General features: G+C 41.7%; 13 protein-coding genes and 1 pseudogene. 4 read left to right on the top strand and 10 right to left on the bottom strand.

Translation table 11 applies throughout. The features are described from left to right. The first annotated feature begins 16 nt into the window (after window positions 1–16). Both rlmKL and ttcA read left to right on the top strand, forming a co-directional pair. The gene (rlmKL, locus tag B0180_RS09810) at window positions 17–2827 is read left to right on the top strand and encodes a bifunctional 23S rRNA (guanine(2069)-N(7))-methyltransferase RlmK/23S rRNA (guanine(2445)-N(2))-methyltransferase RlmL (protein WP_078256740.1); all 2811 of its coding nucleotides are present in this window, start codon (window positions 17–19) and stop codon (window positions 2825–2827) included. Window positions 2828–2928: 101 nt separating this feature from the next. Then, on the top strand, window positions 2929–3969 hold the full coding sequence (ttcA, locus tag B0180_RS09805; RefSeq protein WP_233424975.1) for a tRNA 2-thiocytidine(32) synthetase TtcA: 1041 nt from the start codon (window positions 2929–2931) through the stop codon (window positions 3967–3969). A gap of 52 nt (window positions 3970–4021) precedes the next feature. On the opposite strand, the gene B0180_RS09800 is transcribed toward ttcA, so the two are convergent. Then, window positions 4022–5215: an ornithine--oxo-acid transaminase gene (locus tag B0180_RS09800; RefSeq protein WP_078256738.1), complete on the bottom strand. Its 1194-nt coding sequence runs from the start codon at window positions 5213–5215 to the stop codon at window positions 4022–4024. Between the two features lie 46 nt (window positions 5216–5261). After that, a complete protein-coding gene (gene aroQ / locus B0180_RS09795; RefSeq protein WP_078256737.1) occupies window positions 5262–5723 on the bottom strand; it encodes a type II 3-dehydroquinate dehydratase in 462 nt (153 codons plus the stop codon). A gap of 284 nt (window positions 5724–6007) precedes the next feature. Between aroQ and B0180_RS09790 the strand changes: the two genes are divergently transcribed. Then, complete coding sequence (locus tag B0180_RS09790; protein ID WP_049237789.1) at window positions 6008–6214, top strand: cold-shock protein; 207 nt, start codon at window positions 6008–6010, stop codon at window positions 6212–6214. Window positions 6215–6268: 54 nt separating this feature from the next. Here the strand turns inward: B0180_RS09790 and B0180_RS09785 are convergent, their stop codons facing one another. From B0180_RS09785 to B0180_RS09760, 6 genes are all read right to left on the bottom strand, one after another. Continuing rightward, window positions 6269–7192 carry a pirin family protein gene (locus B0180_RS09785; protein WP_078256736.1) on the bottom strand — a complete coding sequence of 308 codons (924 nt, stop codon included), beginning with the start codon at window positions 7190–7192 and terminating at the stop codon, window positions 6269–6271. Between the two features lie 33 nt (window positions 7193–7225). Beyond that, window positions 7226–7525, bottom strand: a complete 300-nt coding sequence (locus B0180_RS09780) for a GNAT family N-acetyltransferase (RefSeq protein WP_049237792.1) — start codon at window positions 7523–7525, stop codon at window positions 7226–7228. A 201-nt stretch (window positions 7526–7726) separates the two neighbouring features. After that, window positions 7727–8161 carry a DoxX family protein gene (locus tag B0180_RS09775; protein ID WP_204371695.1) on the bottom strand — a complete coding sequence of 145 codons (435 nt, stop codon included), beginning with the start codon at window positions 8159–8161 and terminating at the stop codon, window positions 7727–7729. A gap of 113 nt (window positions 8162–8274) precedes the next feature. Then, entirely contained in the window at window positions 8275–8985 is a 711-nt protein-coding gene (locus tag B0180_RS09770) for a pirin family protein (RefSeq protein WP_078256735.1), read from the bottom strand. 314 nt (window positions 8986–9299) lie between these two features. Continuing rightward, on the bottom strand, window positions 9300–11156 hold the full coding sequence (gene msbA / locus B0180_RS09765; protein WP_078256734.1) for a lipid A export permease/ATP-binding protein MsbA: 1857 nt from the start codon (window positions 11154–11156) through the stop codon (window positions 9300–9302). 38 nt (window positions 11157–11194) lie between these two features. After that, window positions 11195–12022 (bottom strand): glycosyltransferase family 25 protein, encoded by an 828-nt coding sequence (locus B0180_RS09760; protein WP_167366946.1) that lies wholly within the window; start codon window positions 12020–12022, stop codon window positions 11195–11197. A gap of 136 nt (window positions 12023–12158) precedes the next feature. On the opposite strand from B0180_RS09760, the pseudogene B0180_RS09755 reads away from it, so the two are divergent. Further along, window positions 12159–12816, top strand: a pseudogene (locus B0180_RS09755) (IS1595 family transposase). Between the two features lie 339 nt (window positions 12817–13155). Here the strand turns inward: B0180_RS09755 and B0180_RS09750 are convergent. Both B0180_RS09750 and B0180_RS09745 read right to left on the bottom strand, forming a co-directional pair. Next, complete coding sequence (locus B0180_RS09750) at window positions 13156–13749, bottom strand: class I SAM-dependent methyltransferase (protein WP_078256732.1); 594 nt, start codon at window positions 13747–13749, stop codon at window positions 13156–13158. Next, the gene (locus tag B0180_RS09745; protein ID WP_078256731.1) at window positions 13750–14823 is read right to left on the bottom strand and encodes an HNH endonuclease family protein; all 1074 of its coding nucleotides are present in this window, start codon (window positions 14821–14823) and stop codon (window positions 13750–13752) included. It abuts the gene before it with no gap. Between the last annotated feature and the right edge of the window lie 121 nt (window positions 14824–14944).

The raw sequence follows: 14944 nt of genomic DNA, 5'->3' as shown, positions 1-14944 counted from the left end.
TGAACCACCTGACACACTGGGCGGTTCATATTTTTTAAATTCTTATCATGGTTTATGCTATAATACTCTGTTCTTTAAAACCCAAATTTGGACTCTTATGACTCAGCACAAACCCTCTTATTTTGCCGATCTCAAAAACTTTGACGTAAATGAGTTCACCATCGTTGTGACGTGTGCCGATGGTCTTGAAGCTGCCTTACAAATTGAGCTGGGCAGTTTTGGCTTGTCAAGCGATGTGCTGCGAGCAGGGCGTGTGGCAGTCATTACGGATTTGGCAAAGCTATACCATATTTGTCTGTATAGCCGAGTGGCTAGCCGTGTTTTGTTGCCGCTTGGTGAATACCATTTTAAACAAAAATTATCGCAAACTGCACCTAGCCAGTCTGTTGAGGTATTGGATGAGGATGTGCCTGAGGCATTGTACCAATTTGCCAGTCGTATTGATTGGACAGATTTATTTGGGCTTGAGCATCGTTTTGCGATTCGCTTATCAACCGATAAACGCTTGTCGGTTAATCAGCAATTTGCCACTTTGCGTATCAAAGATGCCATTGCTGACGTCTTTAATCGTGCCTTTGGTGCGCGACCTGATGTCGATGCCAAGCAGCCTGATTTTCAGATTTTTGCGGCAGCTAACCACAAATTTGCTGAGATTTTTTTGGATTTATCGGGCACCAGTTTGCATCGCCGAGGCTACCGCGTTGCCAATACTGCAGCGCCGCTCAAAGAAAACTTAGCGGCTGCACTGCTGTACGAATGTGGTTGGCATGAAGGAACTTATGATACGATCATCGATCCGATGTGTGGCTCAGGCACTTTTATCACCGAAGCTTTATTGATGCGTGCTGATTATCCTGTCGGTCTAGAAAAGTCGGCTGATGAATTTGGATTTTATTGTTGGCAGCATCACGATGATGAGATGTGGGATGAGATGGTGTCAGATGCGACACAAAGATTCCATGCGCGCTTGGCTCAAATGCAGGCTAAGCCTTTGACCGTGATCGCCTGCGATGCTGACGCCTACGCGGTGCAGGCTTGCCATAAGAATCTGATGGCAGCAGGACTCAGCCCCATTCTCGACCAAGTCACGTTGGCTCAGCGTGCTTTATATCAGCTACCTAAGCTTTTATCTACATTGACTTGCTCAAAGCCGCTGATCATCACCAATCCGCCTTATGGAGAGCGATTGGGGGATACGGATTTTATTAAGCCTTTGTATCACGGACTTGGGCTGCATGTTGCAGCTGGCATGCGATCAGTTGCTGCCAATACAGGACAGGCGATTGATGCGACGATGGCAGTCTTGGCAAGTCATATTGAGCATGCGGACACTTTGCCGATCATAGAGCCTCAAACCTTGCGTTGCCATAATGGTGCTTTGACGGTGTATTTTCGTCATGGCGAGCTGAATTTGTCTGAGTCATCTGCCTTGATTTTTGAGTGGCAAAAACAAGAAATCACCCATCCAGAGGCTCAAGATTTTATTAATCGTCTACAAAAGAATTTATCCAATCTTAAAAAACAAGCCATCAAAGTAGGCGTGACCAATCTGCGCGTCTATGATGCTGACTTGCCAAATTTCAATGTCGCGATTGATGTCTATGGCGATAAGATCCATGTTCAAGAATATGCACCACCCAAACAAATTCCTGCCGATGTCGCCAAAGCTCGCTTTAATCTAGTTTTGCAAGCCGTTCGAGAAGTGTTTGGTGTGCCGCGTGAATCCATTTTTATTAAGACGCGCGCCAAGCAGTCAGGTAATGAGCAGTATACCAAAAACGATAACGCCGCCAAACGCAGAAAGATGTGGGTGATGCGTGAGCTTGATGCTTATTTTTATGTTAATTTTACGGAGTACTTGGATACAGGGCTGTTTATTGACCACCGTAATATGCGTGCCAAAGTCGGCGCCGCTAGCCGCGCCAAGCGTGTCTTAAATTTATTTTCATACACTTGTACGGCTTCGGTTCATGCCGCATTGTCAGGCGCAAAATCGGTGACCAGTGTTGATTTGTCTGCCAATTATTTGGATTGGGGGAAACAAAATTTTGCCCTAAATGGACTTGTGCTTGATGCCATGACAGAAGATGGTGAGAAGTATCAATTCATTGCGCACGATGTTTTTGAATGGATTAAAGGACATACTGAGCAATACGACGTGATCTTTATTGATCCACCGACTTTCTCAAATTCCAAAAAATTCAAAGGTACCTTTGATGTCCAAAGAGATCATGTCGCATTGATCAATCGCGCGATGAACCGACTGACCGCGGATGGCGTTTTATACTTTAGTAATAATTATATGCGTTTTGAATTTGATGAAAGCTTAATGGCGCGATACGATGTCAAAGACATCACTCATGAAACCATTGGATTTGATTTTGATCTTAAAAAACCCATCCATCGCAGTTATGAGATCCGCCATAAAAATGCGGTCAAATCTGAGGCAGTGTTCCTCGATGATGCCGTGGATCAAAAACCACAGCCTAAAACGCCCAAAAGCTTCGATCAGCCCAAGCGCTTTGCCAAAAAATTTAATCAAACCACTGACAAAAAACCCAATCACAAGCCTGGTAAAGATGGCAAAAAATCGCATGCGGATCGTTTTAATAATTTTGATCATCGAGCGAAGCGATCGGCGCCTGACTCTCGCCGCTTTAATGACAGCGATCATAAGCCAAATCAAGCGACAAATCAGCCAAGCATCAAGCGCGTTTATGTCAATCCAAAATTGGCAGATGAAAATTTAGCTCAGCGCCTCACTGATAAACTTGCTGAAGCCAGTCCGCAAGGCGAAAAACGATATAAAATTAAGAAAAAAAGCTAAAAACAGAGCAGATTATGACAAATTCGCACATTGAATATCCTCAAACACAAACCACCGATGAGCAGCACATCGCCGATGTGCTCATGGGCAAGTCCGTTGATATGGCAGATGATGATGAGTCGCCGTCAGATGATGAGCGTCATGAATTTGATGATGGCATAAAATCTAGCCGATTTAAAAAATTACAAAAGAAGCTAAGAAAAGAAGTCTCTTGGGCGATTCGTGACTTTAAGATGATTGAAGATGGCGATGTCGTCATGGTGTGTATTTCAGGCGGTAAAGACAGCTTTACCTTGCTTGATATTTTGCTATTCTTAAAACGCATCGCACCGATTCATTTTGAGGTGGTGGCGGTCAATCTTGATCAAAAACAGCCTGGATTTCCTGAGGAAGTCTTACCGCGTTATTTGTCTGAGCAGGGGATTCCTTATTATATCTTAGAAAAAGATACCTACAGTATCGTAAAATCCGTCGTCCCCGAAGGAAAAACTTACTGTTCGGCTTGCTCACGCTTACGCCGCGGCTCGCTTTATGGTTTTGCTAAGCAAATTGGCGCCACTAAAGTAGCGCTTGGGCATCACCGAGATGACATTTTGGCAACTTTCTTTTTGAACTTGTTTCATGGAGGCAGCCTAAAAGCCATGCCACCCAAGCTGTTGTCGGATGATAAGCAAAACATACTCATTCGCCCACTGGCGTATGTCGCCGAAAAAGATATCATCAAATACGCCAATTATAAAAAATTCCCCATCATTCCTTGTAATCTGTGCGGCTCTCAAGAAAATCTTCAGCGCGCCATGATCAATGAGATGCTGCGTGAGTGGGATAATGCTCATCCAAAGCGCTTGGCAAGTATGTTTAAGGCGCTTCAAAATGTCGCTCCAAGTCAGCTTGCTGATCGTGAATTATTTGACTTTGAGAGCTTGACGCTAGATCGTAATGATGATGAGCGCCTGTTTGAGGGAGACAACATCCAATCAGGGGTGACTGATGAGCTTGATAAGATGGGCTTGCCAATCAATCCTTTGGTACAAAACTTTAATCCAAAATTTGATAAAGAAGACGACGCCTCTGACAATGACCAAAAAACAGAGCAAAAAGACAAGCCGTATAAAATCCCTGTGATCAACCCATTAGTGTAATCATTCATAGCCTGATCTTAGCATCAGGCTATTTATTTGACGGCATTAAACCTTACCCAAACACCTGACGGATCTTTTGAAGAGCTAGGTCAATTTCATCTTTGGTAATGATCAGTGGTGGTGCAAACCGAATCACGGTGTAATGCGTCTCTTTGCATAAAAGCCCCAACTCTTTGAGTCTTTCGCAGTAGGGGCGAGCAGGTTCATTGAGCTCCATGCCAATAAATAATCCTCGTCCACGCACCTGTTTGATACTGCTGTGATTGATTTTTTGTAGTTCTTCTAAAAAGTATTCGCCCAATGTGGCAGAATTTTCAATCAAGCCTTCTTCTATCAAGACATCTAATGCGGTGATGGAGACAGCGCAGGCGAGCGGATTACCGCCAAAGGTTGAGCCGTGCGAGCCTGGCTCAAAGACGCCCAAGATTTCATCATTTGCCAACACGCATGAGATCGGAAAAACGCCGCCGCCCAAAGCTTTACCAAGAATATACATGTCTGGTGTGACATCTTCATGCTCACACGCAAATAGTTTGCCCGTACGACCAAGTCCTGCTTGAATCTCATCGGCAATGAATAGCACTTGATTAGCCTTACAAAGCTCAAAAGCTTGTTTCATAAAGCCTTTTTTGGGAATATTAATCCCTGCCTCGCCTTGGATAGGCTCCATGATAAATGCCACGGTATTTGGGGTGATGGCAGCTGATAATGCCTCAATATCGCCATAAGGCACCAACTTAATACCGCCTAACATCGGACCAAAGCCGCGCTTATATTCAGGATCGGATGACAGCGATACCGCGCCCATGGTGCGACCATGAAAATTGCCCACGCAGGCAATGATCTCGGCTTGATTATCAGCTACCCCTTTGATGTCATATCCCCACCGGCGAGCGGTTTTGATGGCAGTTTCAACTGCTTCAGCGCCTGTATTCATCGGCAAAACCCGATCTTTACCAGCAAGCTGACAAATTTTCTCACTCCATGGTGCCAGCTGATCATTATGAAAAGCTCGGCTGGTTAAGGTCACTTTGTCAGCTTGATGCTTAAGTGTTTGGATAATGCGTGGGTGGCAATGCCCTTGATTGACCGCAGAATAAGCGCTTAGCATATCCATATAGCGATTCCCTTCAGGGTCTTCCACCCAAATCCCAGATGCCTGACTGACCACGATTGGCAGTGGCAGATAGTTTTTGGTGCCGTATTGATCGTTTTGAGCGATGAGTTTTTGTGTTGTCGTTGTCATGATCGTCCTTCTGTATATGACCTAAAAATAAATCCTGCTAAATTGACTATTTAAGATGCTTGATAAACCAATCCATTGCCATCTTGTAGCCCATATCACCTAAGCCACAGATCACCCCAACCGCTTTATCGGACAAATAAGAGTGGCTACGAAACGGCTCGCGCGCATGAATGTTTGATAAATGCACTTCAATAAATGGCTTATCCATGGCTGATAGAGCATCACGAATCGCCACAGAAGTGTGCGTATACGCCCCTGGATTGATGATAACACCATCAACAGGATCGGATGATAATAGCCCCTGCTCACCGATAAAATCGACAATCGCGCCTTCATGATTCGATTGATAGGCGATCAGCTCAATACCATGCGATGCAGCTTGGGATGTCAAGTCATTGATGATATCCGTCAAAGTGACTGAGCCATAGATATCAGGTTCTCGAATGCCTAACAGGTGTAAATTAGGTCCATTAATCAAAGCGATTTTTTTGGTAGTTTGGATGCTCATAAGGCTAAATATATTTGACAAAAAATTATTGTAACCAATTTAAGAAATCTTGGCAAATGGTTTGAATATAAGATTTTGAGACACAATATTTCACTATTTTAAAAATAAATGTTCAACATTTATAAGATTTTAAGGGGCTAAGTATTTGTTATTGTCCCAAATAATGTTAAGATGAAATTTCAAAATCATTTGTGATTTTTGGCAGGTTTGATGATTGCTCAAATTATCAGACCCACTGGTACTTAATGGCTCGTCTGTCGATTGAGCACTCAAGGAAATTTGTTATGTCTAAAGAGCAAGGTGTTGTAAAGTGGTTTAATGATGCCAAGGGGTTTGGTTTCATTCAACGCGAGACTGGCGAAGATGTTTTTGTGCATTTTCGTGCGATTCAAGGGGAAGGCTATCGCTCACTTAAAGAAGGTCAAGCGGTAGAATTTGTCGTAACAACAGGTGATAAAGGATTGCAAGCCGAAGAAGTTGTCAAGTTATAAATGCAAAAATGGCAATACAGGGCGTATTGCCATTTTTATTAAACATCTATCTTATCAACGATGATCTGGCACACTCAGTGTGTCTGGAACATCTGGCGCTACCAAGCGACGCAGCTTAGAGCCTTCTAAGTTAATATCACCAAAGCGCTCGTGATGATTATTCCAATCATCCACAGCTTCTTGTAAGCTTTCGATGTCTTTGCTGACAAAGTTCCACCAAATCACCGTCGGATGTGGCAGCGGCTCACCACCAACGAGCATCACATGGGTATCGTCAGCAGCCGACATGGACAAAGAGCCATCCGCACTCGCGCACTCAGACAGCACGACCAACTCATCTTGTTGGTACACTTGACCATTGATGGTAAGCTCGCCTTTGATGATCAAGAAACCATACTCAAAACCTTCTTGTTCTTCAATATCAAACTCGGTCGCCTGATTAAAACGCATATCAACGCCAACCAAAGGGCTGTATTGGGTGGTAGGCGCGGTATGACCGTGGTAGCTGCCGGTGGTCAAAATGTAGTCGATACCATCTTTTGACCAAGTTGGCAGGTCTGGATAATGCTCAAAATTTGGTTCAATCTCTTGATCCATCGGCAGGGCGATCCAAAGCTGAACTGCGTGCAGGTCTTTGACGCCTTCTGGGGTTTGCTCGGTATGGCTGATCCCGCGATGGCTGCCTGTGCCTGCGGTCATGAGATTGACTTGTTTTGGGCGGATCAGCTGACGATGACCTAGGCTATCTTGATGCCAAACCTCGCCCGCCAACATCCAAGTAAATGTTTGCAAGTTGATATGTGGATGTAAACCAACCTGCAAGCCGTCTTCTTCTGCGCTAAACTCAAGCTCATCAGAGCCTGCATGATCCAAAAAGCACCAAGCGCCAATGGTCTTGCGCTGTGGCTGCGGCAATAAGCGAGCAACAGGAATGCCCCCAACATCTTTGGTCTCTGCATTGTATTTATCAACACTCATTTATTTCTCCTTGAAATTTATCATTGTGCTCATTTATTCGCTTGGTGCGCTGTAATTGACTGTATTTGCTTGATATTCAGGGTGCTTGTCAATGTACTTGCGCACATAAGGGCAAACAGGATCCACCTTTAAGCCCTTGGCTGCTGCGTCATCTAAAATGTGTTTTACCAAATATGCAGCAATGCCCTGACCGCCAAGCGCTTCTGGCACTTCGGTATAAGTATAAGCAATGCCGCCATCAAATAAGCGGTAATTTTCAAATGCCACATGTCCATCTTTATGGATTTCAAATCGAGACAGCTCTTTATTATCGATTACTTGATAGTCAGTCATATCATGTCCTTCGTCATTTTAAAGTCATTTTAAATTTTAATCGTTAAACTGGCCGCCGATCAGTCAAATGGGATAGCCAGCGCGCATACCTATGCCAATCCTATTCTAGCAAAATTCACTTAAGATACAAGCGCTGCTCTGTAGGTGACTTGTTATTAAAAAAGCTTGCTGATATCGGTGGTATCGGCAGGCTTTTATGGATTATCTGCTAAAATGGGTTTTGTGTTTTATAAATTCATACTGACAAACTAATAAACACACCAAAATCCAGAACACCAGATATTCAATCCCGCCGGTATTCCAAAACCAACCAAACCCCGCCACAACAATCAAAGATCCTAGCGCAAAGACCAAAATAGCAGCAGCAATGAAGGCGCTAAATCGTGTGGCAATGCCCAAAACCAACATCACGCCTACCACAATTTCGGCGATCGCCGCAAAAATAATCCATAATGAGGCTGGTGCATATCCTGCCGCTTCAAAAAATCCCAAAGTTGCTGGATTGATCCCGCCATTGGCAAATTTACCAAAAGCATGTGGGATAAAGCCTGCACCTGCCAAGATTCTCAAAGAATTCATCGGATTGGTCAAATCAAATGACTCATTATGAATGCGAAAATCGTCTTTTGTAATCATATCCATGCTCCTATTATGGATGATTGGTTAAATTGTGAGTAAAACTATCGTGATGAATGGGTTAAGCTTTCATTCTGATGGATTGGCATTCTGCGATCATCCAAGATCGAAGATCAGCTCATAGGCACTTCAATCAGCAACACTTCAGCATCCGTATCAGCTTGTACATTCAGTGTATCTATTTCCCACACGCCCAAGCCATCCCGCTCATCTAAAATGGTGTCATTAACACGGATTTTACCTTTAATCACAAAGACATAGACACCGTTATCAGAATTTTTGAGCGTATATTCGCTTGAGTTGCCAGCGTCAAAATGACCAAGATGGAACCAAGCATCTTGATGAATCCAAACGCCTGCATCATCAGCATTGGGCGATAAGACTTGACCGAATTCATTTTTGCCAATCAGGTCAGCCAGACTGATTTGCTGATAGCGTGGGGTAACGCCAGCTTTATTAGGCTGAACCCAAATTTGTAAAAATTTGACAATCTGATCAGCATTGGCGTTCATTTCGCTGTGAGTGACGCCTGTACCTGCCGACATGACTTGGATGTCGCCATTTTTAATAATGCTGCCATTTCCCATACTGTCTTTGTGCGCCAAATCGCCACTCAAAGGGATGGAGATAATCTCCATGTCGCGATGCGGATGCGTGCCAAAGCCTTGACCGCCAATGACTTGATCATCATTGATGACCAGTAGCGCCCCAAATCCCATGCGTTTTGGGTCATAATAATGACCAAAACTAAATGTGTGACGGCTTTTTAGCCAGCCATGATTAGCGGTACCGCGACTGTCAGCTGCGTGATATACAGATTTCATAAAAACTCCAAAAAATTTAATCATTCATTGGATATAGTATAAATCAGCAGTCAGCAAATGATAAGGGCGAAAATTCAAAGATAATTTTGCAAATTTGCAAAGTTACAACGGTCAAAGTCAAGCCAAGAGTGCTATAACGCCCAGTTTTTACTATAGCTGATGACTGTGAAAAAATCATGACACTTAGAGGTGGGTGGTATTAGGGTGGGTTTAGATAGCGAAAGATTGGTTATGCCTGTTTGATTGGATAATAAATAAAGCCAAGCGCTTATTAAAATTGAATAAACGCTTGGCTTTGGGTTTTAAGTGAGTGCTTAAGATTCTGTGATCGAAGATGAATTATGCAGCATCGCATAATACCCATCTTTTGCCAAAAGTTCTGTGTGAGAGCCTTCTTCAATGATTTTTCCGCCGTCCATGACGATGATACGGTCGGCTTGTTCAATCGTGCTTAAGCGGTGAGCCACAATGATGCTGGTACGACCTGACATCAGACGCTCAAGTGCTTGCTGTACAAGGCGCTCAGACTCATTATCAAGAGCGCTGGTAGCTTCATCTAGCAGCAGAATTGGCGCATCTTTTAAAATGGCGCGCGCAATCGACACGCGTTGGCGTTGACCTCCTGATAGCAAACTGCCATTGGCGCCGATCGGCTGATGCAATCCTTTTGGATGCTTGGTGACCAGCTCAGTAAGATTGGCGGCTTCTAAAGCTGCCATAACTTCTGCTTCGGTAGCATTTGGGCGTGAGTAACGCACATTTTCAAATAAGGTATCATCAAATAAAAATATCTCTTGAGAAACTAAGGCGAACTGGCTTCTTAGATTGGCAAGCTTTACTTCTTGAATATTAATATTATCTAATAAAATCTCACCCTCAATGGGATTGATAAAGCGCGGCAGTAGGTTGATCGCAGTGGTTTTACCCGATCCCGACCGCCCGACAAAAGCGATTTTTTCGCCAGGACAGATATCAAGATTAAAATCATCGAGTGCTTTGGTTGTTTCATTGTCATATTGCACGCTGACATGATTAAAATGAATGTAGCCTTTGACATTACTCAGCTCGATCGTGCCTTGATCATCTTCAGGCTTGGTATCCAAAAAGGCGCATACTGAGTCAGCTGCCAAAAACATCGTCTGCATCGGGATGCTGATATTGGCAAGGTTTTTAATGGGTCCAAACATCTGCATCATCGCTACGATGAACGCCATAAATTCACCAATGGTGGTCAGTCCTTGCTGACTTTGCCATAGGGCAAAAAATATCACACCGGCCAATGCTGTGGAACCAACCACTTCACTGATGGGGGAACGGGCTGCGTTGGCTTGGCTGATTTTTTTGCCAAGTCGCACGATGATATTATTGACTTCAGAGAATTTGGCAGAAGATTGCGCCTGACCACCAAACAGTTTAACCACGCGGTGACCTTGATGGGTTTCATTGACAACATTATTTAATGAACCGATACTTTTTTGAGCGTTATCGATAATGTCTTTAAGTCGATTACGATAGTAGCGCGACAGGGCGGACAGTACTGGAAACATAATCATGATAAACAATGCAAGCTGCCAATTGAGATAAAACAGCACGCACACCAAGCCAATCACAATTAAAGTATCGCGTGTTAAAACGATAAATACATTACTGGCATTACTGATGGAGTTTTCGGCCATCTGCACCATATTCATCAGCATCTCGCCTGAGGGCATGGTTTGGTGGTGCGCTGATGAAAATGACAGCATTTTATCAAACATATCTCGGCGAAGATGACCGATGGCAGTGGTGGCTACCCATGCCATCAAATAAGCGCTGATGAAGCGGCAAATCCCACGAAAGATCACCAAACCCATAAAAAACAGCGGAACAATCCAAACTTTATTTTCTGTGCCCCAAATCATATGCTGAAAGCTTTGGGCGTAATACTTTAGCTTCGCGCCTAGTCCATCTCCTGTCAGCATGGGGATGTTTGCAGGATCGGCAGCTGCAAAGCCTTGATTGACAAGTGGGGCAATAAATGCCGCCAAATAACTTTCGCTGAGGGCAACCCCAACAATAGCGAGCAAGGCAAACAAAATGCGTGCTTTATATGGCTTGATATAAGTCATAAGCCGCATAAAACTTGCGGTATCTTTTTCGGAGAATAGGCCGAAGGTGAGTTTGCTAATCATAAGCCTCTCTAAAAATCTATACAATAAACCGCAAATAATTATCTAAATTTTGACTTTGAAAAAAAATGCCTATATACAGTGTTAGTCAAAGTAGTAACTTGAGCAATGATTCTATGGATTTCTCTAATTATTTTACGCTTGTAACGAGTATATGGTAGTTCGTTTTTAAGTATATTTTCTGATATTTGCGAATTATTAATCCTAATCCTACGATCCGCTTCTAACTGGCTTTTAAAAACATTAATATTATTATTTCCAGCAGTGTTCACCCGGTCGCTTTGCACAACGATGGCAGGATGCATTTGGAATACATCTATTTCTTTTAAATGAGAATCAAATAAGACATGGTCAATAGGGATGATTTGCTGATAACTTTTGATTATATTTAAAAATTTATTAATTGAATGCGTATTTAGGATGTACCCGGCTGCACCCAAATGAACTGAATTTATTTTTCTTAGCTTTCTATTTCCTGGTAGTTTAAGACCAGTGAAATCCATATCAACCAATTCTTGAAAGAACTCAAGTTTAACTGTGTCTATGTTTTTTGGTATCCATTTTGCATCACCAAGGTATAAATGAGAGTTATTCCCCAAATATACATCGTCTTCAAAAATGGCGATATAATCCATGTTCTCGCCTAAAGCTTTATGCCATAAGGATAAATGGCTGAATAGACAGGCTAATTCACCTTTGGTTAATTCACACGAGCCGACATTGATATTATATCTTTCAGCTAAGTTGTCAACCTGTTCTGGCGTCACTGCATCAAAAAATTCAAAATCCACACCCTGCTTGCCGAACTCGCGGATGATATGATCTCGTCTTTCTGATGCTGTCGTTAAACTGATAACGTAATTTTTCATCATAATCTGTTATTGATAAATATGTTCATATTATTTACAAATTACTCAGCTTGTCAAGATATACCTTAAAAAATCTTCATGCGATGATAATTATTAAGGGTCTGTACTAGAATAACTCTCATGTTATACTAGTTTTATGAAGATAACCCATTGTAAACTCAGTAAAAAAGTACAAAAAAAGGATGCTTGAATTTTTTTTTGTACTTGAAGTGACTGCTCGTTCGGCAGCTGATTTGCTTGGTATTCAGCATAATGCAGCAGCTTTATTCTACCATAAAATCAGACTTGTGATGGAATACCATCTTAATCTTAAGGCTAAAGAATTGTTTGATGGCGAAATAAAGCTTGATGAAAGCTATTTTGGTGGCATTGGCAAAGGCAAGCGTGGTCGCAGAGCTGGTGGTAAAACAGCTGTTTTCGGTCTTTTAAAACGCAACGGTAAAGTCTTTGTGGTTGTGGTTAAAGACACCAAGACTAACACACTCATGCCTATCATCACAAGCAAAATCAAGCCTGACAGCATTGTCTATACTGATAGCTATCGTAGTGACAATGCTCTTGATGTCAGTGATTTTAAGCATGTTAGAATTAACCATTCCAAAGAATTTGCAAAAGACCACAATCACATCAACGGCATTGAAAACTTTTGGTCGCAAGCCAAGCGTGTTTTAAGAAAGTACAATGGCATTGACAAGAAACACTTTCATCTTTTTATCAAAGAATGTGAGTGTCGTTTTAACTATGGTACACCCTCTAATCAGCTTAAAGTATTGAGAAGATGGTGTGGGATTTAGGCTAATCTAGTACAGCTCCATTTTTTTTATCTTTCCATGCCAAAACACTATTTGCCAAATAATGCCTGGATACACCACCATATTGTTCAGGTTGATTCAATTTCAAAGGTTCAATATCTACTTTTTACCATTGATATAGGCACGACTTACCACAGTTGTTGATGTACCAAAATCAATTCCAATATAAACTGGCTTGATAATATCGGGTGTATTATTCAAAGATAATTCGTGTTCTAACCAACTCATAAGTATTTTCTTTTGAATATTATCTAAAAAAACTCTCTAAATCTTTTGGAATTGATTTTTATTGACTTTAAATTGATTTTTAAGAAAATAAAATTAATTTCCTAACAAAATATTAAACCAAACTTCTTGCCTATCTTTTCGATTATCAACCGTCTGCCAAATTTTTAAAGTTTTCATATTTGGCAATTCACTTTCCACTAATTGCCAACGACTTTCATTCATATCACAAAAAAAACGCCCATCTTTTTCCCGTTCGCTATCGCCATATTTAAATGAAGCATAGAGAATACCATTCGGTTTTAACGTCTCTAACAAGTCATTTAAAATATTAGGTAGCTCATCAAAAGGCACATGAAGCAACGACGCACACGCCCAAATGCCTGTAAACTTGTTATGCCAGTTTTGATTTTTTATCTCATTAAAAGCTAAACATTGCCAATCAATAGTGGGATGATTTTGCTTGGCTAACTCAATCAGATTTTGTGAGCCATCTATCGCCATGACTTGAAAGCCTTGTTTAGCAAAAAATACGCTATCTCGCCCAGAGCCACAGCCTACGTCCGAAATAATTTGTTTACCACTTGGCAAATTTTCTAAAAAAGGCTGATAGACATTTTGCATATCGACATTGATAGTCTGGTTAAAAAAATCTTTAGCATGGGTCTGATAAAAATCTAACGTCGCCATTTAAAAACTGCTTATACCTTGTGCTTTGGGTTGCCAACTGTGGATTAAACGTTCTTTGGAAAAGCGATAGGATTTATCCAAAAAGTATTTGCGGTCACGCTCATTTGAGCCTGTTTGCATGATTAGCGTTTCTCGTAAGGGATGATAACTACCGATAAGATATTCATTGCGAGTATGTAGCCTATTTAACAGTTCAATACTTGGCACTTGAGCAAATTTTCCACTTTCACCACGATTACATTCTGAGCATGAAAGAACGAGATTCCAAACCCCATCCATATTGACAGGGCGACAGCAACCCGCATTGGCGACTTCAGGCTTTAATAAATGTGGGAAAAAGTGGTCCACGTCTGCCAGTAACTCATCGGCGGAACTGATACTAATTTCTTTAAAACAGTAAAAACAACGGCTTTTTTGATAGCCATTTAACGCCCCACGAGACGTGGTAATATTGGTTCGGCGATGTTTGGTATCATGAGCAAAAAGCTGTTTTGTTTCTTGGTCAAATTCGACTGCAATTAGATTTTTATTGATGTTCAATTCCCACGCTTTTTCAACAAGATTCCAACGGGATTCGGTTTCTTGATTTAAATCTTTGGCTGAATTATCATAGACATAGAAAAGTTTAAATAGGTTATCCGTCAAGCGTATACCTTTGTTAAATTTACGCTCATCAATAAAAAACTCTTCATTCACCACATCATAAAATCGTTCTTGAATGGCTTTGGTATTGACGACATGAAAGGCATCTAAAACGTATTTAAAACCTTCTTTTTTGGTAATTTGAACTAGCCTATCTTCATCAATTTTGCCTTCGTTGTAATCTTGGCAAGCTTGGATAAATTGACTGGTTTTGGCAGTGGATTGCTTGGGGCTGTGTTTAAGGTGTTCGGTAAGGTGCAAGGCATACGGCAGGGCTAAATCATCAAGGGTGATTAAATCCGATTTTCGCTCAAGGCTCACATCAATCAGGCTTTTGGCAAGGGCAAATTTGTAAGAAGCGGTATTTTTGCCAAATAAAATAATCGCTCGCCAATAGTTTTCTAAGGTGGGTTCAACATCGACAAAATTCATAGGGTTATCAAAGGTCAAATAATGAACTTTTATTCTGCATTAAAAGTGGAATTTATTCAATATAAAAATGAATGATTTTACTGCTTCACAACTAATAATTTTGGCATTGTTAATTTAAAAT

The sequence above is a fragment of the Moraxella canis genome, assembly GCF_002014965.1.
Classification (GTDB): Bacteria; Pseudomonadota; Gammaproteobacteria; order Pseudomonadales; family Moraxellaceae; genus Moraxella; species Moraxella canis.
This window is presented reverse-complemented; position numbering and strand designations above follow the sequence as displayed.